Annotated in this window: 25 protein-coding genes; 9 read left to right on the top strand and 16 right to left on the bottom strand. The window is 33.2% G+C overall.

Annotated elements, in window-relative coordinates; translation table 11 throughout:
• Positions 1-106 precede the first annotated feature (106 nt).
• From AAGV33_RS05450 to trmD, 6 genes are all read right to left on the bottom strand, one after another.
• Complete coding sequence (locus tag AAGV33_RS05450) at positions 107-1,378, bottom strand: MFS transporter (RefSeq protein ID WP_373390940.1); 1,272 nt, start codon at positions 1,376-1,378, stop codon at positions 107-109.
• Between the two features lie 4 nt (positions 1,379-1,382).
• Positions 1,383-1,613 carry a hypothetical protein gene (locus AAGV33_RS05445; protein WP_373390939.1) on the bottom strand — a complete coding sequence of 77 codons (231 nt, stop codon included), beginning with the start codon at positions 1,611-1,613 and terminating at the stop codon, positions 1,383-1,385.
• Between the two features lie 11 nt (positions 1,614-1,624).
• Entirely contained in the window at positions 1,625-2,215 is a 591-nt protein-coding gene (locus tag AAGV33_RS05440; protein ID WP_373390938.1) for a TetR/AcrR family transcriptional regulator, read from the bottom strand.
• Positions 2,216-2,350: 135 nt separating this feature from the next.
• Positions 2,351-4,588, bottom strand: coding sequence for an NADP-dependent isocitrate dehydrogenase (locus AAGV33_RS05435; RefSeq protein ID WP_373390937.1), 2,238 nt, complete (start codon positions 4,586-4,588; stop codon positions 2,351-2,353).
• A 272-nt stretch (positions 4,589-4,860) separates the two neighbouring features.
• Positions 4,861-5,211 carry a 50S ribosomal protein L19 gene (gene rplS, locus AAGV33_RS05430; RefSeq protein WP_373390936.1) on the bottom strand — a complete coding sequence of 117 codons (351 nt, stop codon included), beginning with the start codon at positions 5,209-5,211 and terminating at the stop codon, positions 4,861-4,863.
• Positions 5,212-5,427: 216 nt separating this feature from the next.
• Positions 5,428-6,102 carry a tRNA (guanosine(37)-N1)-methyltransferase TrmD gene (trmD, locus tag AAGV33_RS05425; protein WP_373391031.1) on the bottom strand — a complete coding sequence of 225 codons (675 nt, stop codon included), beginning with the start codon at positions 6,100-6,102 and terminating at the stop codon, positions 5,428-5,430.
• Between the two features lie 190 nt (positions 6,103-6,292).
• On the opposite strand from trmD, the gene AAGV33_RS05420 reads away from it, so the two are divergent.
• The 4 genes from AAGV33_RS05420 (at position 6,293) to AAGV33_RS05405 (ending at position 11,722) form a co-directional block, all read left to right on the top strand.
• Positions 6,293-7,291, top strand: a complete 999-nt coding sequence (locus AAGV33_RS05420; protein ID WP_373390935.1) for an alpha/beta fold hydrolase — start codon at positions 6,293-6,295, stop codon at positions 7,289-7,291.
• Between the two features lie 89 nt (positions 7,292-7,380).
• Positions 7,381-9,453 carry a M3 family metallopeptidase gene (locus tag AAGV33_RS05415; RefSeq protein WP_373391030.1) on the top strand — a complete coding sequence of 691 codons (2,073 nt, stop codon included), beginning with the start codon at positions 7,381-7,383 and terminating at the stop codon, positions 9,451-9,453.
• 138 nt (positions 9,454-9,591) lie between these two features.
• Positions 9,592-10,746, top strand: coding sequence for an MFS transporter (locus AAGV33_RS05410; RefSeq protein WP_373390934.1), 1,155 nt, complete (start codon positions 9,592-9,594; stop codon positions 10,744-10,746).
• Positions 10,747-10,789: 43 nt separating this feature from the next.
• Positions 10,790-11,722, top strand: a complete 933-nt coding sequence (locus AAGV33_RS05405) for a peptidylprolyl isomerase (protein ID WP_373390933.1) — start codon at positions 10,790-10,792, stop codon at positions 11,720-11,722.
• A 147-nt stretch (positions 11,723-11,869) separates the two neighbouring features.
• On the opposite strand, the gene AAGV33_RS05400 is transcribed toward AAGV33_RS05405, so the two are convergent.
• Together AAGV33_RS05400 and AAGV33_RS05395 are read right to left on the bottom strand one after the other, a co-directional pair.
• Positions 11,870-12,259 carry a GreA/GreB family elongation factor gene (locus AAGV33_RS05400; RefSeq protein ID WP_373390932.1) on the bottom strand — a complete coding sequence of 130 codons (390 nt, stop codon included), beginning with the start codon at positions 12,257-12,259 and terminating at the stop codon, positions 11,870-11,872.
• A gap of 339 nt (positions 12,260-12,598) precedes the next feature.
• Positions 12,599-13,156 carry a thioredoxin family protein gene (locus AAGV33_RS05395; protein ID WP_373390931.1) on the bottom strand — a complete coding sequence of 186 codons (558 nt, stop codon included), beginning with the start codon at positions 13,154-13,156 and terminating at the stop codon, positions 12,599-12,601.
• A gap of 93 nt (positions 13,157-13,249) precedes the next feature.
• On the opposite strand from AAGV33_RS05395, the gene AAGV33_RS05390 reads away from it, so the two are divergent.
• Positions 13,250-13,591 (top strand): tRNA-binding protein, encoded by a 342-nt coding sequence (locus AAGV33_RS05390; protein ID WP_373390930.1) that lies wholly within the window; start codon positions 13,250-13,252, stop codon positions 13,589-13,591.
• Positions 13,592-13,600: 9 nt separating this feature from the next.
• Here AAGV33_RS05390 and AAGV33_RS05385 read toward each other — a convergent pair whose 3' ends face one another.
• The 4 genes from AAGV33_RS05385 to AAGV33_RS05370 form a co-directional block, all read right to left on the bottom strand.
• Entirely contained in the window at positions 13,601-14,410 is an 810-nt protein-coding gene (locus tag AAGV33_RS05385; RefSeq protein WP_373390929.1) for a sulfurtransferase, read from the bottom strand.
• A gap of 44 nt (positions 14,411-14,454) precedes the next feature.
• Positions 14,455-15,378 carry a mechanosensitive ion channel family protein gene (locus AAGV33_RS05380; protein WP_373390928.1) on the bottom strand — a complete coding sequence of 308 codons (924 nt, stop codon included), beginning with the start codon at positions 15,376-15,378 and terminating at the stop codon, positions 14,455-14,457.
• A 76-nt stretch (positions 15,379-15,454) separates the two neighbouring features.
• Positions 15,455-15,841 (bottom strand): PUR family DNA/RNA-binding protein, encoded by a 387-nt coding sequence (locus tag AAGV33_RS05375; protein WP_373390927.1) that lies wholly within the window; start codon positions 15,839-15,841, stop codon positions 15,455-15,457.
• Between the two features lie 72 nt (positions 15,842-15,913).
• Positions 15,914-17,674 (bottom strand): ABC transporter ATP-binding protein, encoded by a 1,761-nt coding sequence (locus AAGV33_RS05370; protein WP_373390926.1) that lies wholly within the window; start codon positions 17,672-17,674, stop codon positions 15,914-15,916.
• Between the two features lie 356 nt (positions 17,675-18,030).
• Between AAGV33_RS05370 and nusB the strand changes: the two genes are divergently transcribed.
• Entirely contained in the window at positions 18,031-18,942 is a 912-nt protein-coding gene (gene nusB / locus AAGV33_RS05365) for a transcription antitermination factor NusB (RefSeq protein WP_373390925.1), read from the top strand.
• A gap of 31 nt (positions 18,943-18,973) precedes the next feature.
• Complete coding sequence (yajC, locus tag AAGV33_RS05360) at positions 18,974-19,246, top strand: preprotein translocase subunit YajC (protein ID WP_373390924.1); 273 nt, start codon at positions 18,974-18,976, stop codon at positions 19,244-19,246.
• 67 nt (positions 19,247-19,313) lie between these two features.
• Here yajC and AAGV33_RS05355 read toward each other — a convergent pair whose 3' ends face one another.
• The 4 genes from AAGV33_RS05355 to AAGV33_RS05340 all read right to left on the bottom strand — a co-directional run bounded on the left by AAGV33_RS05355 (position 19,314) and on the right by AAGV33_RS05340 (position 22,513).
• Positions 19,314-19,772 carry a hypothetical protein gene (locus AAGV33_RS05355; protein WP_373390923.1) on the bottom strand — a complete coding sequence of 153 codons (459 nt, stop codon included), beginning with the start codon at positions 19,770-19,772 and terminating at the stop codon, positions 19,314-19,316.
• 284 nt (positions 19,773-20,056) lie between these two features.
• On the bottom strand, positions 20,057-21,328 hold the full coding sequence (gene pepT, locus AAGV33_RS05350) for a peptidase T (RefSeq protein WP_373390922.1): 1,272 nt from the start codon (positions 21,326-21,328) through the stop codon (positions 20,057-20,059).
• 61 nt (positions 21,329-21,389) lie between these two features.
• Positions 21,390-21,797: a DUF1003 domain-containing protein gene (locus AAGV33_RS05345; RefSeq protein ID WP_373390921.1), complete on the bottom strand. Its 408-nt coding sequence runs from the start codon at positions 21,795-21,797 to the stop codon at positions 21,390-21,392.
• Between the two features lie 185 nt (positions 21,798-21,982).
• Positions 21,983-22,513 carry a hypothetical protein gene (locus AAGV33_RS05340; protein WP_373390920.1) on the bottom strand — a complete coding sequence of 177 codons (531 nt, stop codon included), beginning with the start codon at positions 22,511-22,513 and terminating at the stop codon, positions 21,983-21,985.
• Between the two features lie 311 nt (positions 22,514-22,824).
• Here AAGV33_RS05340 and AAGV33_RS05335 point away from each other — a divergent pair, with 311 nt between their 5' ends.
• Positions 22,825-23,844, top strand: a complete 1,020-nt coding sequence (locus AAGV33_RS05335; protein WP_373390919.1) for a quinone-dependent dihydroorotate dehydrogenase — start codon at positions 22,825-22,827, stop codon at positions 23,842-23,844.
• Between the two features lie 278 nt (positions 23,845-24,122).
• Positions 24,123-24,986: a hydroxymethylglutaryl-CoA lyase gene (locus tag AAGV33_RS05330; RefSeq protein ID WP_373390918.1), complete on the top strand. Its 864-nt coding sequence runs from the start codon at positions 24,123-24,125 to the stop codon at positions 24,984-24,986.
• Positions 24,987-25,008 lie beyond the last annotated feature (22 nt).

Raw genomic sequence — 25,008 nt, 5'->3', positions numbered from 1 at the left:
TTTACGATATTTGAATTGCAAATGTCAATTATTAGGATAGAAAAGCCAAGTCCACAACTGTTAATTAATGTTTAATATTGTGTGTTGTAACTTTTAATTACTTCAATTAGATTTCAGAAACGCTTAAAATAGGTTCCGAATCTTGTTCTGGATGCTTTTTCAAATGTTGATTTACCCGACTAAGTAAAAAAATCGACAAAATTGATATTCCAATGATTATAAAACCTAAGGTATTATAATGTTCCAATGCGCTGAAATTGTCTTTTTGAACTACAATTGTTCCTGCAAAGGCAGCGGCAATTCCGCCAGAAATTTGTTGTAAAGAAGAATTGATGCTCATAAACGCCCCTCGATCTTCTTTAGCAGGAATAGAAGTCACTAAGGCAGTAGAGGGAACCATTCGGCTCATTACTCCCATCATCATCAAAACATTGACAATGGCAACCAACCAAAACGGAGTTTCAGCAAGATTAGTGTAAATCGCAACGGTTATAATAGTCCAGATGGAAGCCACAGTAAAAATCTTGAATTTATCTATTTTATCACTTAGTTTTCCAATAATCGGCATAATAATCAATGTAGAAAATCCTGCAATCATAAACAGAAGCGGAAGTTGTTGTTCAGTAATTTTTAAATTATTAATGGCAAAAGCACTTCCGAAAGGCATTAGCATAAATCCTCCAACTGAAAGAATGGCTGTTGCCGCAAACCCAATGCGGTATTCTCGTTTTGAGATGGTGTGAATTAAATGCTGAAAAGCCGAATTTTTATTTGGTATCGCAAGATGTTCTGTGAGCGGTTTCAATTTCAATGCAATCAAAATAGCAATAATTGCTGCCATTGCGGCAACCCATAAAAATGGCGCATGCCAATCCCAGGCTGTGGCAATATAAAGTCCTAACGGAATTCCGAATATCTGGCTGGTGCCAAAAGCCATTTGGATAAAACCCATTACACGACCGCGTTGTTGCATCGAAAATAAATCAGTTACAATGGCCATAGAAATGGAACCAATAACGCCTCCAAATAGTCCAGTGAAGATTCTTGCAGCTACCAATAATACATAAGAATTAACCAATCCGCAAAGAATAGTTCCTAAGATAAATCCAGTATAAAATAACAGTAATAATTTTTTTCGGTCAAACTTATCAGCAAAACCAGCAGTAAGTAATCCTGAAATTCCGGCACTAAAAGCATAGGCAGAAACCACTAAACCAAAATGAGTTGGTTTGAGTTGCATGCTTTTCATTAAAATATCACCTAATGGCGACATGACCATAAAATCCAAGATAACGGTAAATTGGGTAATAGCTAAGATAAAAACAGCAAACTTTTGATAGGAAGTAAAAGGAATTGCTTGTTTTGTTGTATTTTTCATTTGCTTATTCACTTAATTCAGAACATTTAAAATCCTGTTCTGTTATTATTTTGATGATTTGTTCGGCTGTTAAAGTTTTGCTTTCTATTCGTAATACCGAATCAACATCTTCCAAATCAATATTCCATTGCTCGATTTCATGATTTGCGTTCAATACTTTGCTTATCACTTGTTTGTCTTTTTCAGTTTGGAGATTCGTTCCAAAAATGAAGAGGTTGGCAAATTGAGTTTCCATAAGTTAGAAATTTACGGTGTTAATGCTTTTATGACTAATTCAAATGTTTCATCAGTTGTTTTTTTGTTGAGTTTAAAAGGACCGCCTCCAAAATTTTTTCCATCTCTTTCAAAACGCAGTAAGGAGTATAATGGACCATAAGCCATGCTCCAAAAAACTTCTTTTGAAACTGGAATTAATTCTTTCTTTTCAACTGCATTATTAAAAAAGATTCCCATTGTAATCTTAAATTCTTGTAAGCTTTCTTCTAAAATATATTCACCATAACTAGAGTGGGTAAGTAATTCCCAACAATTGACTTCAAGCGGTTTGCTTTGTGAAAAACGGATTCTGTTCTCCCATTGTTTGTATAATCCTTTTTTGAAAGGCATCGTTGGAGAGAAATCTTTAGACATTTCGTCAAAGAAATTTTTTCCAATTTCGATTCCAATTTTTTTAATTAAATCCTCTTTGTCTGAGTAATAAATGTATAAAGTCGCTACTGAAATTTTACTTTCTTTAGCCAATCGATTCATGCTAAAACCTTCGATTCCTTTTTCTACAAGTAAAGCTATGGCTTTTTGTTTTACGATTTCTTCTTTATTACTGTCTCTAGTTCTCATTTGTTTTTTGAATTATGCGACAAAAGTATAAATTATAAGTGAATGTTCGTTTATTTATAAATGGAATTTTAAAAATAAAAAAAAAAAAAAAGACAACCCTTTCGAGTTGTCTTTTGAATATTTGTATAAAAATAATTAAGCTGTTTTTAATACTGCTATTTTATCTAAAATTGCGTTTAAAGTTGCACTTGGACGCATTACTTTGCTTACTAAAGCAGGATTTGGTTGGTAGTATCCACCAATTTCTTGCGCTTTTCCTTGAGCACTAATTAATTCGGCATCAATTTTAGCTTCGTTTTCAGTCAATTCTTTTGCAATTGGAGCAAAAATAGCTTGCAAGTCAGCATCTTTAGTTTGAGCTGCTAAAGCCTGAGCCCAGTATAAAGCTAAGTAAAAGTGAGAACCACGGTTGTCAATTTGACCTACTCTTCTAGCTGGTGACTTGTCATTTTGCAAGAATGCATCGTTAGCCTGATCTAAAGTTTCAGATAAAACAATTGCTTTTTCATTGTTCAAACTTTGTCCTAAATGCTCTAATGAAGCACCTAAAGCTAAAAATTCTCCTAATGAATCCCAACGTAAATAACCTTCTTGTGTAAATTGCTCTACGTGTTTAGGAGCTGATCCACCTGCACCCGTTTCGAACAATCCACCACCATTCATTAATGGAACGATAGATAACATTTTAGCAGAAGTTCCAACTTCTAAAATTGGGAATAAATCAGTTAGGTAATCACGCAATACGTTTCCTGTTACTGAGATAGTGTCTAATCCTTTTATAAGTCTTTCACAAGTAAATTCAGTTGCAGCAATTGGGTTTAAGATACGGATATCTAATCCGGCTGTATCGTAATCTTTTAAGTATAAGTTTACTTTTTCTATTAATTGTCTGTCGTGTGCTCTGTTTTCGTCTAACCAGAAAACTGCAGGAGTATCAGACAAACGTGCTCTGTTTACAGCTAGTTTTACCCAGTCCTGAATAGGAGCATCTTTAGCTTGACACATTCTGAAAATGTCATTCGCTTCAACAGCTTGTTCCATTAAAACGTTTCCGTTTACATCTACTACACGAACTACTCCGTTAGCTGACATTTGGAAAGTTTTATCGTGAGATCCGTATTCTTCTGCTTTTTGTGCCATCAAACCTACATTTGGAACAGATCCCATAGTGGTTGGGTCGAAAGCACCATTCTTTTTACAGAAATCAATTGTAGCAGTATATACACCAGCGTAAGAACGGTCTGGAATAATTGCGATTGTATCTTGTGGTTTTCCTTCTTTATTCCACATTTGTCCAGAAGTACGAATCATTGCTGGCATAGAAGCATCAACAATTACATCTGAAGGAACGTGAAGGTTAGTAATTCCTTTATCTGAATTTACCATAGCTAAAGCAGGACCATTTTCAATTGCTTGATTGATGGCAGCTTCTACTTCAGCTTGTTGTGGGTGACCAGCAATTTTTGCATATACATCACCTAAACCATTTTTAGTATTTACTCCTAATTCAGCAAATAAAGCAGCATATTTTTCGAATACAGCTGCGAAATATACTTCAACAATAGCTCCAAAGATAATTGGGTCAGAAACCTTCATCATTGTTGCTTTCAAGTGAACAGAAAGTAAAACTCCTTTTGCTTTAGCATCTGCAATTGTTTTAGCAACAAAAGATTTTAAGGCGTTCAGGTGCATTACTGAACTATCAATAATTTCACCTGCTTTTAATGGAGTACTTGCTTTAAGAACAGTAGCTGTTCCATCTTGTCCAATAAATTCGATTTTTACATCAGTAGCTTCAGCCACAGTAAGTGATTGCTCGCTTCCGTAAAAATCACCGCTTTCCATAGAAGCAACTGCTGTTTTAGAATCAGCAGACCAGGCTCCCATTGAATGTGGGTTTACTTTTGCGTAATTTTTCACTGCTTTTGGAGCTCTACGATCAGAGTTTCCTTCACGTAAAACTGGGTTTACAGCCGAACCTAATATTTTAGCATATTTAGCTTTAATTTCCTTTTCAGCATCATTTTGTGGATCTTCAGGGAAGTTAGGAACCTTGTATCCATGTGCTTGCAATTCAGCAATAGCTCCTTTTAACTGAGGAACTGATGCAGAAACGTTTGGTAATTTGATAATGTTTGCTTCTGGAGCAGTAGCTAGTTTTCCTAATTCAGCCAAAGAATCTTTTACTTTTTGCTCCTCAGTTAAAAACTCAGGAAAATTAGCAAGGATACGAGCAGCAACAGAAATATCTTCTGTTTCAATTTCGATTCCTGCAGTTGCAGTAAAAGCCTCAACAATAGGTAAAAACGAATAAGTAGCTAACAAAGGTGCTTCGTCAGTTAATGTGTAAACAATCTTTGATTTTTGTGTCATTTTTTTAATTTTATAATCGTAATCCTTTAAAAAAGAATGTGAAATGTATTTTTTGCTTTGAAAAAAGCAGTGCAAAGATATGTAAATCAGACTAAAATACCGTCTGGTTTGTTATAGAAATAAGCGAATTATGGGATAACTAACTACAAGGCTTTAAAATGTTATTTTTTTTGAAGAATGCCTGTTTCTTTGAGGATGCTGTTCTGGATTTAGATATAATGCAAAAAAAAGTCCCAACATTGTCGGGACTTTTATGATAAAGAGACAATAAATTATCTTCTTTTGTCTTTGATTTTTGCTTTTTTACCAGTAAGTTCTCTGAAGTAGAAAATTCTAGCTCTACGTACAGCACCTTTCTTATTGATTTCAATTTTTTGTAAAGCTGGCAAGTTAACAGGGAAGATACGCTCAACACCTACTGCACCAGACATTTTACGAATTGTAAAAGTTTCAGTACTTCCAGTACCTCTTCTTTGAATTACAACTCCTTTAAAGAACTGAGTTCTTGTTTTTTCACCCTCTTTAATTTCGTAGTAAACTGTAATTGTGTCTCCAGCTCCGAATTCAGGGAAATCTTTTCTTGTAACAAATTCGCTATTAACGAAATCTACTAAATTTGCCATTTTAATTGCTAATTATGGTTTTAAATCGAATCAACATTCACGGTTATCGCCAGAGGTTAATTAAATGTGGCTGCAAAAGTAGTTAAAAAAATTAAATTCCAATAAAAAAATCTCAAATTCCAATAAAGAAAATTAAACTTCAATAAAGTCAAATTCCAAATTCCATTTTTTTTACTGCTTAATCAATTGGAATTTGGAATTTTTAAAATTTGGAATTTATTCTAAAAGATCTGGTCGTCTGTTTTTAGTGTGTTCAAACGCCATGTCTTCACGCCATTTGTCAATTTTTGCAAAATTTCCGCTAGTTAATATTTCGGGAACTTTCCATCCTTTGTAATCTGCGGGTCTTGTATATATAGGTCCTGATAATAATCCGTCTTGAAAACTATCTGTCAAAGCTGAGGTTTCGTCACTCAAAACTCCCGGGATTAAACGTATTAATGCATCTGATAAAACCAAAGCGCCTAATTCGCCTCCGCTTAAAACATAATCACCAATCGAGATTTCTCTAGTAATAAAATGATCGCGTACTCTTTGATCTACTCCTTTATAATGTCCACACAAAATAATTATGTTTTCATACATAGACATGGTATTGGCCATTTTTTGGTTCAAAGTTTCTCCGTCAGGCGACATATAAATGATTTCGTCGTAACTTCTTTCGCTTTTTAAATGGGTAATACAAGCATCAATAGGTTGTACCGTCATTACCATTCCAGCACCGCCGCCATAAGGATAGTCATCCACACTTTTTTGTCGGTTAGTGGTGTAATCACGTAAATTATGAAAATGAACTTCCACTAAACCTTTGTCGATGGCACGTTTCATAATCGAAGCTTCAAATGGGCTTCGTAATAATTCTGGGAGAACGGTAATAATGTCAATTCGCATGATAATCTTCCAATAGTTAGGCTGCAAAGATACAATTTGCAACTGTTTTTAGAAGACATTCTTTTGTGTTGATTTAATTTTCGAATGAGAAGCGGAATTCAAAGAAATTGTAAAATTTCGAAAATAGTTTTCCGTTGCCCATTCTTTATGGTTAAATTTACAATTCCCCAAAATATTTAAAACAACAAAGATGAAATTACAATTATCCATCAGTCTATTTTTTATCAGCTTGTTTTCTTTTGCACAGCAAGCCCAATTGAAACAATTAGACATTAATTTAAAAACTTACAATTATCCATATCCAGTGCATTTTATTAGTTTATCAGTGCAGCAACAAAAATTGCAAATGGGTTATATGGATGTAAAACCAGAGAATTATAATGGCAAAAATATAATGCTGCTGCATGGTAAAAACTTCAATGGAGCTTATTGGAAAACCACTATTGATGCATTGGCAAAACAAGGATTTCGGGTTATTGTTCCAGACCAGATTGGTTTTGGAAAATCCGATAAACCGTTGCGTTTTCAGTATAGTTTTCAGCAATTAGCAGAAAACACAAAACGTATTTTAGATACTTTAGGAATTCAAAAAACAGCTGTTTTAGGCCATTCGATGGGAGGAATGCTTGCTACTCGATTTACTTTAATGTACCCGGAAACTATAGAAAAATTAATTCTTGAAAATCCTATTGGATTAGAAGACTGGAAATTAAAAGTACCTTATAAAAATGTCGATTGGTGGTTTGAAAGCGAGATGAACCAGTCTTATGATAAAATAAAAAAATACCAATTAGAAAGTTATTATGATGGAAAATGGAAACCAGAATATGATGAATGGGTAAATTTATTAGCAGGTTGGACACTTAATCCTGATTTTAAAAGATACGCCTGGAATGCAGCTTTGACTTATGATATGATTTTTAATCAGCCTGTAGTGTATGAGTTTCCAAATATCAAATCTCCTACCTTATTAATTATTGGAACAAGAGACAAAACGGCTTTAGGAAAACCATTAGTAAGCGAATCGGTTCGAAAAACGATGGGTTTATATGAAAATTTAGGAAAAGAAACCCAACGAAAAATCTCAGGTTCTAAATTAGTAGAAATTCCAAATATTGGTCACATGCCCCATATTGAGAGTTTTGATTTGTTTATAAAACCTTTGATTGCTTTTCTAGGAAATAAATAATTTTATGCTCTAAAATAAATAACTTCATGATACAAATCTTTCCCAAAATGATTGTAATGAGCTCTGTTTTTATGTTAGCTTTATTACAAATGCAAAAAATAAATGCGCAAAACGATTCCACAAAAATGACAAATCCACTTTTACAAGAAAGTAACTTACAGTATCAAGCTCCGGTTTTTGATAAAATTAAAGACGAGCATTTTAAACCAGCATTTGATTATGGTTTGAAGATACATGACAAAGAAATAGCTAAAATAACTAATAATGCGGCTAAACCCAGTTTCGAAAATACAGTATTGGCACTAGAAATAAGCGGAGCTGATTTAAAAAGGGCTAAGGCAATTTTTAACAATTTGGCAGTTTCAAATACCAATCCAACATTGCAAGCTATTGAAGAAGAATATGCTCCAATATTTTCTGCTCACAGCGATAAAATGTACTTAAATAGTAAACTCTATAATCGTATTAAAGCATTAGATTTAAAATCGCTAAAAGGAGAAGATAAGAAATTGACAGCCTATTATTTGCAACAATTTGAATTGGCTGGTGCTAATTTATCTGATGCGGATAAGGATAAAATGAAAAGAATCAATGGAGAATTGGCTAGTTTGGGAACCTTATTCAATAACAAATTATTAATTGCCAGAAAAAATGGTGCAGTTTTATTTGATAATGTAAAAGATTTGGATGGGTTAAGTACTGATGAAATTGCTGCTGCTAAAACAAAAGCAACCGAAGCTGGACAAGAAGGCAAATATTTAATTCCATTATTAAATACTACGCAACAACCTTTATTAGGAAGTCTTACAAATAGAGCAACACGTAAAAAAATATTTGAGGCTTCATCAAATCGTGCAGAGAAAGAGGATGACGGAGATACAAGAGCAGTATTAGAAAAAGCAGCAAAATTACGTTTGCAGAAAGCCAAATTAATGGGGAATAAAAATTTTGCCGAATGGAAATTACAAAACCAAATGGCAAAAACACCTGCTCCAGCTATTGATTTGTTAGCAAAAATTGCAACTCCAGCTGTGGCAAAAGCTAATGAAGAAGCAAAAGCAATTCAGGATTTAATCGATTCTCAAAATGGAGGATTTAAATTAGAACCTTGGGATTGGGATTTTTATTCTGAACAAGTACGAAAAGAAAAGTATGATTTAGATCAAAGCCAAATAAAACCTTATTTTGAATTAATTACTGTTTTAGAAAAAGGAGTGTTTTTTGCTGCAAAAAAAATGTATGGAATCACTTTTGTAGAGCGTCATGATTTGCCTGTATATCATCCAGATGTTAAAGTATATGAAGTGTTTGATGAAAATAGGAAGTCGATAAGTATTTATTACTTGGATTTTTATACCAGAGATAATAAAAAAGGAGGTGCCTGGATGAGTAATTTTGTAAATCAGTCTTTTTATTTAAAACAAAAACCAGTTATTGTCAATGTTTATAATTTCTCAAAACCAGTAGATGGAAATCCTTCATTAATTAGTTCTGACGATGTAATAACTATGTTCCATGAATTTGGACATACGTTGCATGGTTTGTTTGCTAGCCAACAATATGCTTCGATTTCTGGTACTTCTGTACCAAGAGATTTTGTAGAATTTCCATCTCAAATTAATGAACACGCCGCTTTAGATCCCGAAGTTTTAAAGAATTATGCCATCCATTATCAAACCAAAGAAGCTATTCCACAACAATTAGTTGATAAGATAAAAAAGGCAGAGACTTTTAATAAAGGTTATGAAGTAACCGAGATTTTAGCAGCTTCCATATTAGATATGGCTTGGCATACTGTAGAAAATGAATCTGATTTTAAACCTACTTTAGAATTTGAAAAAGAGGTGCTTCAAAAATACGGTTTACTAGTTAATGAAGTTCCTCCAAGATACCATTCGCCTTATTTTCAACATATTTGGGGTGGAGATGGTTATTCGGCAGGTTACTATGCTTATACTTGGTCTAAAACTTTAGATTATAATGCCTATGACTGGATGATGGCTAATGGCGGAATGACTCGGGCTAATTGTGACCGATTCAAAAAATATATTTTATCTGTTGGTAACAGTGTCGATTTAAACCAAGCATTCAGGGAATTTATAGGACATGATATGCAAATAGAACCCTATTTGAAAAATGCAGGACTAACGCAGGAAAAATAAAATTTTTAGAATTAAAAAAAAGATCGAAGATTTGGTTGATTTGATATGTACTTCGTTTTATTTAAAGAAAAATAAATAATTTTTATTTGGTATTAGTATTTTTGCAAAATGAATTTATCTCAAAAAAATGTCCTCTTTATGGCGGTAGCCACTGGACTAATAGTGGCTAATTTATATTATTGCCAACCTTTAATTGTTCTAATTGCTAATGAATTTAATATTCCTAATGCCGATGCAGGAACAATAACTTATCTAACTCAGGCAGGTTATGCTATCGGTTTATTTTTTATGGTGCCTTTAGGAGATAAGATTGAAAGAAAAAGCCAAATTTTAATTACCACTTTTGCTACAGTAATTGCTTTGATTATTGCTGCTACAGCACAGAGTTTCTTAATTTTAGAAATTGCTTCTCTTTTAATAGGGATTACTTCTATTGTACCGCAACTTATTTTGCCGTTGGCAGCTTCGTTGAGTAAGCCCGAACAAAGGGGTAAAGTGGTGGGAACTATTATGAGTGGTTTGCTAGTGGGAATTTTATTGTCCCGAACATTGAGCGGATTTATCGGGCAAGTATTAGGTTGGCGTGCTATGTTCTGGATTGCTTCTGGATTGTGTTTGCTGCTATTTTTTATTATCCAAAAACAATTTCCTTATAATAAACCAGAATTTAAAGGTTCTTATGGACAATTGATTTCTTCTCTTTTTAGTTTAATTAAAGAACAACCTTTATTGCGCGAAGCTACTTTAATCAATGTGTTTTCGTTTGCTCAGTTTGGTGCTTTTTGGACCACTATGGTTTTATTGCTTTCGGCAGAACCCTTTTCATTCAATAGTGCCACTATTGGTCTTTTTGGAATTGTGGGAGCTTCGGGTGCTTTGGCGGCTCCTTTAGTTGGAAAATTAGGAGATAAAGGCGGTTCCCGTATTGCTGTTGGTTACGGCTGTGCATTGATTGCTTTGAGCTTTATGATTTTCTATTTTTCAGGACAAAGTGTTATTGGTGTAATAATCGGAATCGTTTTGATTGATATTGGTTTACAAGGTGTTCATATTTCAAATCAAACCCGGGTATATTCGATAGTTCCTGAAGCCAGAAACAGGATGAATACTGTTTTTATGTCTTTTAGCTTTTTAGGAACAGCTGCTGGTTCAGCTTATGGTTTGTTTTTATGGGAACTGGGCGGATGGCATGCAGTAACTTTAGGATGTTTGCTTTTATCAGCTTTGGCATTTACCGTTTATGGGACAACCTATAAATCCAAACGGAAAGCATTAGAAAGCAACAACGGATAAAAAATTAATTTGTAAATTTGCACTTCAATAAAAATTTTAAAAAATGGAAAACGGAATATACGCTAAATTCAACACCTCAAAAGGAGCTGTTTTAGTAAAATTAACTCACGATTTAACACCAGGAACTGTTGGTAACTTTGTAGCATTAGCGGAAGGAAATCTTGAAAATAATGTAAAACCTCAAGGGACAAAATATTATGATGGATTGAATTTTCACAGAGTTATTCCTGATTTTATGATCCAAGGAGGTTGTCCTCTTGGTTCAGGAACAGGAGATCCAGGTTATAAATTTGATGATGAATTTCATCCAAGTTTAAAACATGATAAACCAGGAGTTTTAGCTATGGCTAATTCAGGTCCTGGAACAAATGGTTCTCAATTTTACATCACTCACGTACCAACTTCTTGGTTAGACGGAAAACACACTGTTTTTGGTCATGTAGTAGAAGGTCAGGATGTAGTGGATGCTGTTGCTCAAGGGGATGCTTTAGAAACTTTAGAAATTATTAGAGTAGGAGAAGAAGCTCAAAAATGGAATGCAGTTGAAGCTTTCCGTTCCTTTGAAGGAAATCGTAAAAAACGTTTGGAAGCTGAAAAAAATGCTGCTGAAGAAGCAATGGAAAAACTAGCTGCTGGATTTGAAAAAACAGAAAGTGGTTTGCGTTACCAATTCATCCAAAGAGGTGAAGGTAAAAAAGCAGAAAACGGAAAAACAGTTTCTGTGCATTACACGGGACAATTGCCTGACGGAAAAGTTTTTGATAGCTCTTACCCACGTAAAAAACCAATTGAATTTCCATTAGGAAGAGGAAATGTTATTGAAGGATGGGATGAAGGTATTGCTTTGTTACAAGTAGGAGATAAAGCTCGTTTTGTAATTCCATCTCATTTAGGATACGGATCTCGTGGTGCAGGAGGAGTAATTCCACCAAATGCTACTTTGATTTTTGACGTTGAATTAATGGACGTAAAATAATAATCAATGATCCATTTTTAGTGATCTTTTGATAATCAATAAAATCCCGACTCGTTTTTAAAAATGAGATTGGGATTTTTTTATGCCTTAACTTTAGATATAAAAAAAAACACCTTCATAAAGATGAGGTGTTTGTAAACCATAAAATTAGGTGTTTTTAGAATTAGTCACTGCAATTACTTTTAGTGTTTTAATTCCAGATGGTAATTGCCATTCTACTTCGTCATTTTCTTTAAAACCAATTACCGCCACGCACAATGGTGCTAAAATAGATACTTTTCCTTCTTTAATATTAGATTGCGAAGGCATTACAATTTGAATACTCATTTGTTTTTGAGTCTTTACATCTTCAATAACCACATGAGAATTGATTCGGATGATGGTGTCGTCCAGCAGGTCTTCTTTATTGATTATAGCACGATCTAATTCTTGTGTTAGCAATGCAATTTCTCGAATGTTACTACTGTCTTTGGCTTTTTTTGTTAATTCACGCAGTATGTTGTAATCTGTAATTGTTAAAATTGGAGTGGGTTTCATAATATTTAAATTTAAAAGTTATTTATAAAATAAAATCTCTTATCTCAGTTGCTAAAATTGTTTTAGCCCATGAGATAAAAAATAGTGAAAGAATAATTTGATTGGGAAATTCCAATCAAATAAAATATGTAATTAAAGAAATGAATCCTCCGCCTCGAAGAAAAATGGAATGGAGCGGAGGTCTAATTGATAAAGGCTTTGTTATGAGGAAAAAATGCAACAACGTTTTGCTTTCTTGAAGAAGAAAACAAAAAAGAAGGTGTCGATGCAAGTTGAATAGTTGTCATAAATAATGATTTTCCTAAAACAAAGTTAGTTAAAGATTTATACTTTATGCTGTTATTTCCATTTAATATTACAGCCAAGACTTGGTTTTTGCTCAGGATTAATAGTTCTATTGTATAAAATCCCATCAATTGCACCACGCAAGTCGCTTCCGCTTAAAGGAATTCCGTTTCCAGGACGGCTATCGTCCAGTTGTCCGCGGTAAACTAATTTATCCTGGCTGTCAAATAAATAAAAATCTGGTGTGCAGGCAGCGTCATAGGCTTTAGCCACTTCTTGTGTGATGTCAAATAAATAAGGGAATTCAAAGTTGTTTTCGAATGCAAATTCGGTCATCAACTCAGGAGAATCTTGCGGATAATTCACCACATCATTACTTGAAATAGCAATAATTCCAATTCCCTGAACTCTGTAATCATTGGCAATTCGAATAATTTCATCTAATACATGATGTACAAAAGGGCAATGATTGCAAATAAAAAATACGAGCGTTCCTTTCTCTCCTTTTAAATCAGCAAAAGTGAACCACTTTTTGTTATAAGTGGTGTCTTTTAAATAAAATTCAGGAGCTATCGTTCCTAATTCAAGCATGTTAGATGGAGTGCGTGCCATTGTTTTTTTGTTTAGAGTTTAAAGTTACTAAAATAGATGGCTATTTAGAAGGTAAAAACTAATTTTGAGTTTATAATATTTTTGAAATCAATTATGGAAAATAATTTAACCTGGAATGAATTTGAAAAAGTAGCCATGTATGTAGGCACAATAATGAAAGTTGCTGACTTTCCAGAAGCGAGAAAACCTGCTTTTCAACTCACTATTGATTTTGGTGAAACCATTGGAATCAGAAAAACTTCGGCACAAATTACCAAAAGATATACTAAAGAAGCGCTTTTAAATAGACAAATTGTTGCTGTTGTGAATTTTCCAAAAAAACAAATTGGAAAATTTATGAGCGAATGTCTGGTTTTAGGTGCTGTAGGTCAAGAAGGAGATGTTATCCTATTAGCTCCCGATTTTAAAATTGAAAATGGTTTACGAATAGGATAACACCGTTTTTTATTTCTCTATGGGTAAATTATGATCTTGTCCCCATTCGGTCCAGGAGCCATCATAAATTGCTTTTGGAGCATTTGAAGCAACCAATTCGTATGCAATTAAATCGATACAAGCTGTAATTCCTGAGCCACAGGAAAAATATAAGGGTTGGTTTTGGAATGGCAAAATATTCTCTAATTCTTCTTTAGGTAAAAATTTCCCTTCTTTCAATACTTTCGAAAAAGGAAGATTTACAGCTCCGGGAATATGTCCGCTTCTTAAGCCTTCTCTAGGTTCCTCGGTTTCGGCATGAAAACGATCTGATGAACGTGCATCAACAACTACTGCTTTTTGAGAACTGATATTCTCTAAAATTTGCTCCTTATTTTTAAACATTTCGGGTTTGAAATTGGCTTCAAAATTCCCTTCTGAATAATTTTTTGCAGCTACTTTTTCTGTTGGTAAATCTTCTTTTATCCAAGCAGGAAGTCCGCCGTCGAGTACCCAAACATTTTCATGTCCCATACTTTTAAACAAGTACCAGGCTCTTGGACTGGAATAAATTCCTTTGGTATCATAAACCACAATTTTACTGTTTTTGTTGATGCCTAATTTTCGGGCTTCGGCAGCAAATGCTTCTGGTTTTGGTAATGTGTTAGGCAAAGGATTTGAAGTGTCGCTGAACTTATTTTTAATATCAAAAGTACGTGCACCAACGATTTGCAAATCATGAGGCGGAGTATCTAAAACGGCATCAAGAATAATTAATTCAGGATCCTGAAGGTTTTCTTTAAGCCAGTTTACAGATACAATAGGGGTTTTTATATTCATAGTTCTTGATTATTTAAATTGCTTAGAATGGCTACGAAACCAATCTATAAAGTTGTTTCTGTTGCTTTAGTTTCGGCAGATTCAATGGCTTTGTGCACGACCAATTGTGGAAACGGAATTTCAATTCCTTCATTTTCAAAAGCAACTTTAATTCTTTTTCTAAGCTCACCAGTTATTTCCCATTGTTTGCTGGGTTGTGTTTCTCCTAAAATTTTTATAACAATAGAAGAATCAGCAAAATCATCAATTCTTAAAAATTGTGGCGCTTTTATAATGAAATTTTTCCATTCGGATTCATTAGCCAAATCATTTCCTACTTTGTTAATTACAGTTATAACATGTTCAATATTGGTGCTGTATCCAACGCCAATGTTTAAATTGATACGGGAAAAATCAGTAGAAAGATTAGACACTTTTTTAATTTCTCCATGAGGAATATGATGTACCGTTCCGTCCATGTCTCTTAAAGTTGTTTTTCTTAAACTGATTTGTTCTACAGCTCCGCTGGCAATATCAAAATCAACCACATCACCTACACGGTATTGGTTTTCCAGAATAATGAATAATCCTGAAATGATGTCGCGGATAAGGTATTGTCCACCAAAACCAAATGCTAAACCTACAATCCCCGCAGCGGCTAAAATAGGGCCAATTTCGATGCCAAATTCTCCCAATATCATTAAAAGAATAATGCATAAAATACCAATTTTTGCAGTAGTGGTAAAAATTTGGATTAGTGTGTTTTCTCGTTTTTCTTCTGCTTCCTTTGATGAGTGTCTATCGGGTCTTATTGCTATTCTCACTGCTTTTTCAATAAAACGATTTATAATTTTGTTCATGAAAAACGCAATGATAACAAGAAAAACTATTTTAATCCCACTGGTTAACAGCCAGGGAATAATTAGTTCGCTGTATTCTTTCAGATATTTACTTGTCATTTCTTCCCAATTAATTGTTGTTAAATTCATAGTTTATCAATTTTTATTAATGAAAAAGTCCAAAAACCGAATGATTTTTGGACTTGCTTTTATTTGTTTTGAGATATTAAATATCATCAAAATCAATATCGGTAAAACTGGATATTCCCGGAATAGCATCTTCTTCAGCACTTACTCTTTCCGTGGCATATTCTTTTTTGAAATCTTTTTGATGTCTTTCGGAGATAACTTCCTCTCCTTTGTGGTTTAAAACATAAGAAGTCATTTCGCCTAGAATTTCGGTAAAAGCGGTAAAATCTTCTTTGTACAAATATATTTTGTGTTTCTTGAAGTGAAATGAACCATCTTCTTCAGTAAATTTTTTACTTTCTGTAATGGTAATATAGTAATCATCAGCTTTTGTAGCTCTCACATCGAAGAAGTAGGTTCTTCGTCCTGCACGTAAAACTTTAGAAAAGATTTCTTCTTTTTCTAACATGTCATTTTCTCTCATAATCCGTTCTGTACAATAATATGGTTGTTAATTGAAACCAAAAATGATAAAAATATATGTATTAAGCAAGATTTAAAGTAATTCTTTTTCAGAAAGTTGTTTTAAATAAAGTGAAGCATAATACCCCTCTTGATTTATTAACTGGTTATGAGAACCTTGTTGGATGATTTTTCCATCTTCAAGAATGATTATTTTATCAGCATTCTTAGCTGATGAAACTCTGTGACTCACAATAATAGTTGTTTTGTCTTTACAAATAGCATTTAGGTTGTTTAAGATAGCCTCTTCGGTTTCGGTATCAACTGCTGATAAACAGTCGTCAAAGAGTAAAATAGGAGGGTTTTTGACAATAGCTCTCGCTATAGAAACACGTTGTTTTTGTCCACCAGAAAGTGTAATTCCTCTTTCGCCAAGAACAGTATCGTATTGTTTATTGAAACCCATGATGTTGTCATGAACCACAGCATTTTTGGCTGCGGCCATAACCTCTTCAATTTCTGCATCTTCTTTACCAAATCGAATGTTATTTTTAATGCTGTCAGAAAATAAAAAAGCATCTTGCGGCACAATCCCGATGCTGTTTCTTAAATCAAATAAGTTCAAACGGCTAATTTCTTTTTGGTCAATTTTAATCGCTCCATCGGTTACATCATACATTCTCGAAATTAACGATAGAATCGTCGATTTTCCTGAACCTGTTTTTCCTAAAATGGCTAGCGTTTCTCCTTTGTTTACAGTAAACGAAATGTTTCTAAGCGCCGTAATATTGGTATCTTCATAAGTATAGCTTACATTTTCAAAAGAAATAGCGCCTTCTATAATCGATTTTTCAGGATTATTGTTTTTAATTTCAGGTTTTATTTTCAAGAATTCATTCAGTCTTTTTTGAGAAGCTTCGGCCTCCTGAACCATCGAAGAAACCCAACCCAAAGACGCTACTGGCCAGGTAAGCATATTGACATATAAAATAAATTCGGCAATAGTTCCAATGCTTTTAATCGTTCCTTCAATGTACATTAATCCACCAAAATAGATCACAACCAAGTTACTAATTCCAATCAGCGCCAACATTAAAGGACCAAATAACGATTGTACTTTGGCTAAATCCAAACTTTTGCTTTTGCTTTCTAAAGCCAAAGCGTGCATGTTATCCTGATGTTGGTTTTCTAAAGAATAGGCTTTTATGACACGAACTCCCGAAAAAATTTCTTGTGTAAAACTGGAAACTTTGGATAAATATTGTTGAAAAGTGGTGCTTCGAATATTGATTTCAGTGCTTAGTTTAAAAATAGCATAAGACAATAACGGTAAAGGTAAAAGTGTGTATAAAGTTAGTAATGGCGATACTCTGTACATAAATATAATTACGATAGCAAAACGAATAACGGTATTGATGGTGTACATAACCGCGGGTCCTACATACATTCGAACTTTAGAAACATCTTCACTAATACGGTTCATTAAATCTCCCGTTCGGTTTTTTTTGTAGAAATTTTGAGATAGGTTTTCGTATTGTCTAAACACTTCATTTTTCAAGTCAAATTCAACATGACGGGACATAACAATCAAGGTTTGGCGCATTAAAAAGGTTAGAAAGCCAGCAATGATTGTAGTAGCAATAATCAGAAGAATATTATTGATTAATTCGTCCTGAATAACCGAATTTGAAATTGATTTGTCTTTTGCAAAATTTTCAATTGCCGCAAAGGATTTACTAATTAATTTAGGTGTAAAAAGAGAAAATATTTGTGCCACTATAGTAAATACAATTCCTAAAATAAAACGGTACTTGTATTTGATAAAATATTTATTGAGATAGAGTAATTCTTTCATTTCTAGACTAGGCTGTATTTTATAGAAAACAAAGATATAGCTTTAAAAGTAATAATTGTTAGCTATCTGTTTGCTGTTAAGTCTCATTTAACGTTTCATTAGGTAAATTCATCAGTTCAAAATAAAGCCACGAATTCACTAATTTAATCTATTGGATAGTATAATTTATTAAGATATGTAGTTGATTTTAAATTTTAAAAATAAAATTAGTGAATTCGTGGCAACAACTCAGGTGTTTTGCCTCTCTTTTTATCGCTTTAAATTTTATTTTGAAAAAGGAAATCCTTATTTTTGCAGACTAATTTAATAAAAGTTCTTACAAGGTGGTAAATAGACGACACATTCGCGTTAAAGTTATGCAAACCATTTATGCGATGCATCAAAACGGCTCTGATAACCTAGAAAAGGAAGAGAAATTCCTTTTTTACAGTATCGATAATATTCAGGATTTATACCTTACAATGATTTCTTCCTTACTAGAAATTTGTAAAAAAGAAATTCAATTTTTGCATTTGTCTAGTCAAAAACATTTGGCTACTCCAGCCGAACGTCAACCAAACGAAAAATTTATCAAAAACAGTATTTTTCAAATTCTAGCCGAAAACAATTCTTTAAGTATTGCTCTAGAAACTAGAAAAATTGATGCCTGGCATTTACACGAAGACTATATTTTGTTGTTGTTGAATGCAATTAAAGAAAGCTCGTTTTATCAAAAATACATGAGTAATCCCGAGCAGTCATTTGAAGAAGACCGAGAGTTGATTATTGATTTGTTTACTGAAGTGATTGTTCCAAATGAGAAATTATACGAATTCTTAGAAGACGATAAATTGACTTGGATTGATGATATTCCGATGGTGAATACACAAATTATCAAACAATTGAAAGCCATGAAACCTATCGAAAATGATAATTTCAGAGTGCCAAAATTGTACAAAGACAATGAAGACAGGGATTTTGTTAAAGATTTGTTTCGTAAAACCGTTTTGAACGAAGCTGCATTAGCTAAAGAATTTGTAGACAAGACACCTAACTGGGATAGCGATAGAATTGCTGAAGTAGATACAATTATTTTAAAAATGGCAATTTGCGAATTTTTAAAATTTCCATCCATTCCAGTGAAAGTAACTTTAAATGAGTATTTAGAATTAGCCAAAGAATATTCTACTCCTAAAAGCAGTATTTTTATCAACGGAATTTTAGATAATCTGGTTAAAGAATTAGAATCAAGTAAAAAAATGATTAAAGCCGGTCGCGGTTTAATGTAATATTTATAAATAAAAAACGAGAATCAAAATTATGGAACAGTTAAGTCAATTTGCACCGTTTATCTTAATGTTTGTGGTTATCTATTTCTTTATGATTAGACCACAACAAAAAAGAGCAAAACAAGAAAAAGAATTTGAAGGAAGCTTAAAAGTAGGGGATAGAATCATTACTAAAAGCGGTCTTCATGGTAAAGTGGCTGAACTAGCCGATACTACTGTAGTGGTTGAAACTATGGCTGGAAAATTGAAAATGGAACGTTCTGCAATTTCTATGGAAATGAGTGCTTCATTAGCTAAAAAATAATTCAATATTTGTTATAATAAAAGCCCCGATTCTTTTACTAGAGTCGGGGTTTTTACTTACTAGAAAATTATTTTTTCTTGCTTTTGTTCTTTTTGTTTTTCTTTTCTTTTTTAGCTTTTTTCTTGGCTTTTTTCTCTTTAGCCTTGGCTTTCAATTTCGCTTTTTTAGCTTTTTCCTTTTTAGCTTTCTTAGCCTTCGCCTTTGCTTTTTTTGCTTTAGCCTTCGCTTTTTCTTTAGCATTTGCTTTTAAAGCTTTCTTCTTTTCTTTGTCTTTCATCTTTTTCTTTTTAGTTTTTTTTGCAACGGCTGCGTCATTATTTTCTGTTGTTTCTGCAACTATAATCTCTTCGGTTTCAGATGGAACTTCCTCAATTATTTTTTCAACAATTTCCGGAGTTTCTTCTATTGGAGGAACAACTGGTTTTGGCGTAGCTCTTGGCTTTCTAGTTGTAGGTTTTACTTCTTTTAACGGTTCTTTAGGAGCAGCTTCATTTGCTTCCTTGTCGTTTGTTTCTTTTTTAATCATATTGATAATGTATTAAATGTTATGAAATTGTAAAATCTATGTAAGTAAAAATACAATTTATAAATGGGTTTCCAATGTTAAGTTTTTTTCAGACTCATGTCTAGCCTTACAAAATGCGCCGAGTCTACGACTCTAAGTTCCGTAGGAACGAAATATATTGTAGCAACGGATTTTAATTCGTTAAAAGGAACGGATAAATATTCTAGCAACCGATTTTAACCCATTGTAAACAAAAAAACCGACACATTGCTGCATCGGTTTAATTAATTAATTATGTTGAAGTATTATTTTCTCTTTTTAGGTTCTTCCAGACCAAAATTAGGTAAAGCGATAAGTTCTGCAATTTTCACAATTACTTCTACTGCTTTTTGCATGCTTTCTACAGGAACGTATTCGTATTTTCCGTGAAAGTTATGCCCACCAGCAAAAATATTTGGACAAGGCAATCCCATATACGATAATTGCGAACCATCTGTTCCTCCACGAATGGGTTTGATAATGGGTTTGATGTTTAATTCTTTCATTGCTTTTTCGGCAATATCTACAATATGTTTTACAGGAACTACTTTTTCCTTCATATTGAAATATTGATCTTTTATTTCAGCTACGACGATGTCTGCTCCAAACTGCTTCGCAAATTTCTTGTTGATTTTGCTGGCAATTTTCTGGATTTTCTCTTTTCTTTTTTCGAATTTTTTACTGTTGTGATCTCTAATGATTAATTCGACAACAGTTTCTTCGATGCTTCCGTTAAAGTGATGCACGTGATAAAAACCTTCATATCCTTTGGTTTTTTCAGGAACTTCATCTGATGGCAATTCGCTAATAAAAGCATTGGCAATCAGCATGGAGTTGATCATTTTTCCTTTGGCATAACCAGGATGCACGCTTTTTCCTTTGAAGGTAATTTTGGCTCCAGCCGCATTAAAATTTTCATATTCTAATTCGCCTATTTGGCTTCCGTCCATCGTGTAGGCCCATTGTGCGCCAAATTTCTCTACATCAAAAAAATGTGCTCCGCGACCAATTTCTTCATCAGGAGTAAAACCAACCTGGATTTTTCCGTGTTTAATTTCTGGATTTTTGATAAGGAATTCCATTGCAGTCACAATTTCGGTAATTCCGGCTTTATCATCCGCACCTAGTAGTGTTGTTCCGTCAGTTGTAATCAGGGTTTGTCCTTTGTATTGCAATAAATCTTTGAAATAATTAGGAGATAAAACGATATTTTGTGCTGCATTCAATACAATGTCTTTTCCGTCGTAATCTTTTATGATTTGCGGTTTTACATTGGCTCCCGAAAAATCAGGCGAGGTGTCAAAATGAGAAATAAATCCAATAGTTGGAACTTCGTGTTCTACATTACTAGGCAAAGTTGCCATAATGTAAGCTTTGTCGTCAATGCTAACGTTTTGCATTCCAATTGCTTTTAGTTCTTCGACTAATTTATTGGCCAAAACCCATTGTTTTTCGGTACTTGGAGTAGTTTCTGAATTCGGATTGGATTCGGTATCAATAGTTACATAACTAATAAAACGATCGATGATATGTTGCATAAAGTGGTATTTGTATGGACTGGCAAATATAGAATTAATTTAAAGCTTAATACGCTAAGCTTTATTTCATATTTTCTAACATTTGAATTATTTTGTCTAATTTCTCTGTTTCAATTGAATTGAGTTTTGCTGCTAAAGCTTCAATTTCTAGTTTGGCTTCTTTGTTTGTGGTATAATCTTCCTGTGCCTGAATGCGGTCTCTTTCACTTTGACGGTTTTGAGCCATCATAATTATAGGTGCTGCATAAGCTGCCTGAGTAGAAAACAAAAGATTGAGTAGAATAAAAGGATAAGCATCCCAATGCTTGAAATAAGCAATAAGATTCAATCCCATCCAAACGATCACAAATACGGTTTGAATGATTATAAAGCGCCAAGAGCCCATTCCTTTGGCTACTGAGTCAGCAATTCGGCTTCCGAATTCAAGGCTATCATAATGTTTTTGATGCCAGTTTTTATTAATTTTCATTGTTTTATATTTTTTGTTTAAAAATAGGAAGACTTTGGTTTAAAAAAGAAATTTTCTTTTACCTGTGTCTAAGAATGTAAAATTTTAAATAGGCTTATAAAAAAACCGCAAATTCATCAATTAATAATTCCAATTTTAATGGAATTAATTGATGAATTTACGGTTGAACTTGAGTTGGATTAAATTTAATCTCTCAATTTACTTAATTTTTCTTTTGCTTTGTTGAGGTCTTCATTAAGTTCATTTATTTTAATTTGTTGCTTACTGATTCTAATGTTTTCTTTTTCAATATCAGTAGAACTTAGTTTTCCTCTTAACTTTTTCTTTTCAAACTTTTCTTTTGTGTTAATCAGTCTCTTTTCTTCTTTAGAAATTTTAGTTTTTATTTTATTAACTGATTTTTCTCCAGAAAGGATTTTGTCTTGTTGTTTTCTAAATGCTTTTTGCTCTTTTTCAAACGCTTTTTTTTCTTGTTCTGTTTTTTGAGCTTCTTTAAATGCTTTTTTCTCCTCTTTCATTTTAGCTTTAAGCATTTTAGCTTCTTCTTTTATAGCTTCTTTTTCTGCTGCAGCACTTATTGCTGTTCCAACTCCAGGAGCTACATTAGTGATAGTGTCATTGGTTGTTGTGGATTGTATGCTTTCAGTAGTGTTTTGAGCAAAAAAAAGTTGAAAACTCGAAAGCAATACGGTAGTTAAAATTAATTTTAGTTTCATAATAATGTATTTTAAATTGATGAAAAATGATTTGTAATTAATCATTAATGGTATACAAGTTAAGAAAAATCGTTGTAAAAAAGTAGTCTTTTTTTGAATATAACAGCAAGAAAAGAGGAATAGTTGTATAAGTGGTTGTATTCTAGTTTCTTGTGTTTGGGTTTTAGAGTGTTTTGTAAAATATTTAACTACTGTTTATTAAGCTTATTTCATCATTTGGATATCAAAATCATATTGGAAGTTATAATTTTTTAATAAATATTTAATTATCCATTAGATAATTCTATTTTTGCACCACAAATTAAATTCCTATGTATAAACTGCTTATCCGACCGCTATTTTTTTGTTTTGATCCAGAAAAAATACATCATTTTACATTTTCTTTGGTCCGTATTACGTCTAAAATTCCTGGTTTTTCAGCCATTTATAAATCACTTTATTTAGTAAATGACAAAAGATTAGAAACGGAAGTATTTGGATTGAAATTTAAAAATCCTGTAGGTTTAGCTGCTGGTTTTGATAAGGATGCTAAATTATATAAGGAATTGTCCAATTTTGGTTTTGGTTTCATCGAAATAGGAACTTTAACACCAAAAGGTCAGGAAGGAAATCCAAAAACACGTTTGTTTCGTCTTAGAGAAGATTCGGCAATTATTAACCGAATGGGATTTAATAACGGTGGTGTTCTGGAAGCAGTGGAAAGATTGAAATCAAATCCAGGAGTTTTAATTGGTGGAAACATTGGTAAAAACAAATTAACTCCAAACGAAGAAGCTACTTCAGATTACGAAATCTGTTTTGATGCTTTGTATGATTATGTGGATTATTTTGTAGTGAATGTGAGTTCACCAAATACACCAAACTTACGCGCTTTACAAGATAAAGAACCTTTGACGCAATTGTTGCAAACGCTACAGAATAAAAATGTGGCTAAGCCAAAACAAAAACCAATTTTATTAAAAATTGCTCCCGATTTGACTGATGAGCAGTTATTAGATATTATTGATATTGTAAATGAAACAAAGATTGCAGGTGTAATTGCAACCAATACTACTATTTCCCGCGAAGGTTTACAATCAGAAAACAAATCGGAAATGGGCGGATTGTCAGGAAAACCGTTGACGAAACGTTCTACTGAAGTGATTCGTTTTCTTTCGCAAAAAAGCAATAAGGCTTTCCCAATTATTGGAGTAGGAGGAATTCATTCTGCTGCTGATGCTATCGAAAAATTAGAAGCTGGAGCTAGTTTGGTTCAACTATACACGGGCTTTATTTATGAAGGTCCAGCCTTAGTAAAAGCCATCAATAAAAAGATTTTAAGTCGTTTGTAATTAACGACTGGATTATAACGCAAAGACTCACAAAGAAAATTGTTAAGATTCGCTAAGTTTTTTTGTTTAAAACGGATTGTTTTTTGACTCTGTGAACTTTGCGAAAACTCTTTTTTAAACTTTGCGGTAAAGTTTTTTAAATTTCTTTGTGTAGCTCTGAGGTTTCTTTATGAATCTTTGCGTAATAATTTATCAAAGCGTAATTCTTCAATAGAGTTACGTTTTTTTTGTTGATTCTAAATTTTGCCACTTTGCAAGTTTTAGTATCTTTGAAATCTATGGAGCCAATAAAAATTATAGAATGTCCGCGTGATGCTATGCAAGGTATTAAAAGCTTTATTCCTACAGAGATTAAGGTCGCGTATATTCAGTCTTTATTGCGGGTAGGATTTGATACGATTGATTTTGGAAGTTTTGTTTCGCCAAGAGCTGTTCCACAAATGCAGGATACGGCTGCGGTTTTAGACCAATTGGATTTATCCCAAACCTCCAGTAAATTATTAGCCATTATTGCCAATACTCAGGGTGCTGAAATGGCGGCTCAATTTGAACCCATCCAATATTTAGGTTTTCCATTTTCGATTTCAGAAAATTTCCAAATGCGAAATACCCACAAAACTATCGCTGAATCTATTGTTAGTTTACAGGAAATTCTGGAAATTGCTGATAAGAAAAATAAAGAAGTCGTGGCATATTTGTCTATGGGCTTTGGAAATCCTTATGGAGATCCTTGGAATGTGGATATTGTGGGCGAGTGGACTGAAAAATTGGCAATTATGGGCGTAAAAATACTTTCGCTTTCGGATACTGTGGGAAGTTCTACACCAGAAGTGATTCAATATTTGTTTTCGAATTTAATTCCGAAATATCCTGAAATTGAGTTTGGTGCTCATTTGCATACTACTTATGATAAATGGTTTGAAAAAATAGAAGCAGCACATCAGGCAGGTTGCCGAAGATACGATGGAGCAATTCAGGGTTTTGGTGGTTGTCCAATGGCTAAAGATGAATTGACGGGTAATATGCCTACTGAAAAATTATTGTCTTATTTTACAGCAAACAAAGAAAAACTCAATCTGAATCCATTGAGTTTTGAAAGTGCTTACAATGAAGCTTCAAAATTGTTTAATCACTTTTATTAAATTATACTAACTTATTTTAAAT

The organism is Flavobacterium magnesitis (assembly GCF_041729735.1).
Lineage (GTDB): Bacteria > Bacteroidota > Bacteroidia > Flavobacteriales > Flavobacteriaceae > Flavobacterium > Flavobacterium magnesitis.
Note: the sequence above shows the minus strand (reverse complement) of the source record. Positions and strands in the feature narration are given on the sequence as shown.

Excerpts from the sequence above, each read along its gene's own strand:
- AAGV33_RS05450 (WP_373390940.1), bottom strand. The coding sequence starts at position 1,378 with ATGAAAAATACAACAAAACAAGCAATTCCTTTTACTTCCTATCAAAAG.
- AAGV33_RS05445 (WP_373390939.1), bottom strand. The coding sequence starts at position 1,613 with ATGGAAACTCAATTTGCCAACCTCTTCATTTTTGGAACGAATCTCCAA.
- AAGV33_RS05440 (WP_373390938.1), bottom strand. The coding sequence starts at position 2,215 with ATGAGAACTAGAGACAGTAATAAAGAAGAAATCGTAAAACAAAAAGCC.
- AAGV33_RS05435 (WP_373390937.1), bottom strand. The coding sequence starts at position 4,588 with ATGACACAAAAATCAAAGATTGTTTACACATTAACTGACGAAGCACCT.
- rplS (WP_373390936.1), bottom strand. The coding sequence starts at position 5,211 with ATGGCAAATTTAGTAGATTTCGTTAATAGCGAATTTGTTACAAGAAAA.
- trmD (WP_373391031.1), bottom strand. The coding sequence starts at position 6,102 with ATGCGAATTGACATTATTACCGTTCTCCCAGAATTATTACGAAGCCCA.
- AAGV33_RS05420 (WP_373390935.1), top strand. The coding sequence starts at position 6,293 with ATGAAATTACAATTATCCATCAGTCTATTTTTTATCAGCTTGTTTTCT.
- AAGV33_RS05415 (WP_373391030.1), top strand. The coding sequence starts at position 7,381 with ATGCAAAAAATAAATGCGCAAAACGATTCCACAAAAATGACAAATCCA.
- AAGV33_RS05410 (WP_373390934.1), top strand. The coding sequence starts at position 9,592 with ATGGCGGTAGCCACTGGACTAATAGTGGCTAATTTATATTATTGCCAA.
- AAGV33_RS05405 (WP_373390933.1), top strand. The coding sequence starts at position 10,790 with ATGGAAAACGGAATATACGCTAAATTCAACACCTCAAAAGGAGCTGTT.
- AAGV33_RS05400 (WP_373390932.1), bottom strand. The coding sequence starts at position 12,259 with ATGAAACCCACTCCAATTTTAACAATTACAGATTACAACATACTGCGT.
- AAGV33_RS05395 (WP_373390931.1), bottom strand. The coding sequence starts at position 13,156 with ATGGCACGCACTCCATCTAACATGCTTGAATTAGGAACGATAGCTCCT.
- AAGV33_RS05390 (WP_373390930.1), top strand. The coding sequence starts at position 13,250 with ATGGAAAATAATTTAACCTGGAATGAATTTGAAAAAGTAGCCATGTAT.
- AAGV33_RS05385 (WP_373390929.1), bottom strand. The coding sequence starts at position 14,410 with ATGAATATAAAAACCCCTATTGTATCTGTAAACTGGCTTAAAGAAAAC.
- AAGV33_RS05380 (WP_373390928.1), bottom strand. The coding sequence starts at position 15,378 with ATGAATTTAACAACAATTAATTGGGAAGAAATGACAAGTAAATATCTG.
- AAGV33_RS05375 (WP_373390927.1), bottom strand. The coding sequence starts at position 15,841 with ATGAGAGAAAATGACATGTTAGAAAAAGAAGAAATCTTTTCTAAAGTT.
- AAGV33_RS05370 (WP_373390926.1), bottom strand. The coding sequence starts at position 17,674 with ATGAAAGAATTACTCTATCTCAATAAATATTTTATCAAATACAAGTAC.
- nusB (WP_373390925.1), top strand. The coding sequence starts at position 18,031 with ATGCAAACCATTTATGCGATGCATCAAAACGGCTCTGATAACCTAGAA.
- yajC (WP_373390924.1), top strand. The coding sequence starts at position 18,974 with ATGGAACAGTTAAGTCAATTTGCACCGTTTATCTTAATGTTTGTGGTT.
- AAGV33_RS05355 (WP_373390923.1), bottom strand. The coding sequence starts at position 19,772 with ATGATTAAAAAAGAAACAAACGACAAGGAAGCAAATGAAGCTGCTCCT.
- pepT (WP_373390922.1), bottom strand. The coding sequence starts at position 21,328 with ATGCAACATATCATCGATCGTTTTATTAGTTATGTAACTATTGATACC.
- AAGV33_RS05345 (WP_373390921.1), bottom strand. The coding sequence starts at position 21,797 with ATGAAAATTAATAAAAACTGGCATCAAAAACATTATGATAGCCTTGAA.
- AAGV33_RS05340 (WP_373390920.1), bottom strand. The coding sequence starts at position 22,513 with ATGAAACTAAAATTAATTTTAACTACCGTATTGCTTTCGAGTTTTCAA.
- AAGV33_RS05335 (WP_373390919.1), top strand. The coding sequence starts at position 22,825 with ATGTATAAACTGCTTATCCGACCGCTATTTTTTTGTTTTGATCCAGAA.
- AAGV33_RS05330 (WP_373390918.1), top strand. The coding sequence starts at position 24,123 with ATGGAGCCAATAAAAATTATAGAATGTCCGCGTGATGCTATGCAAGGT.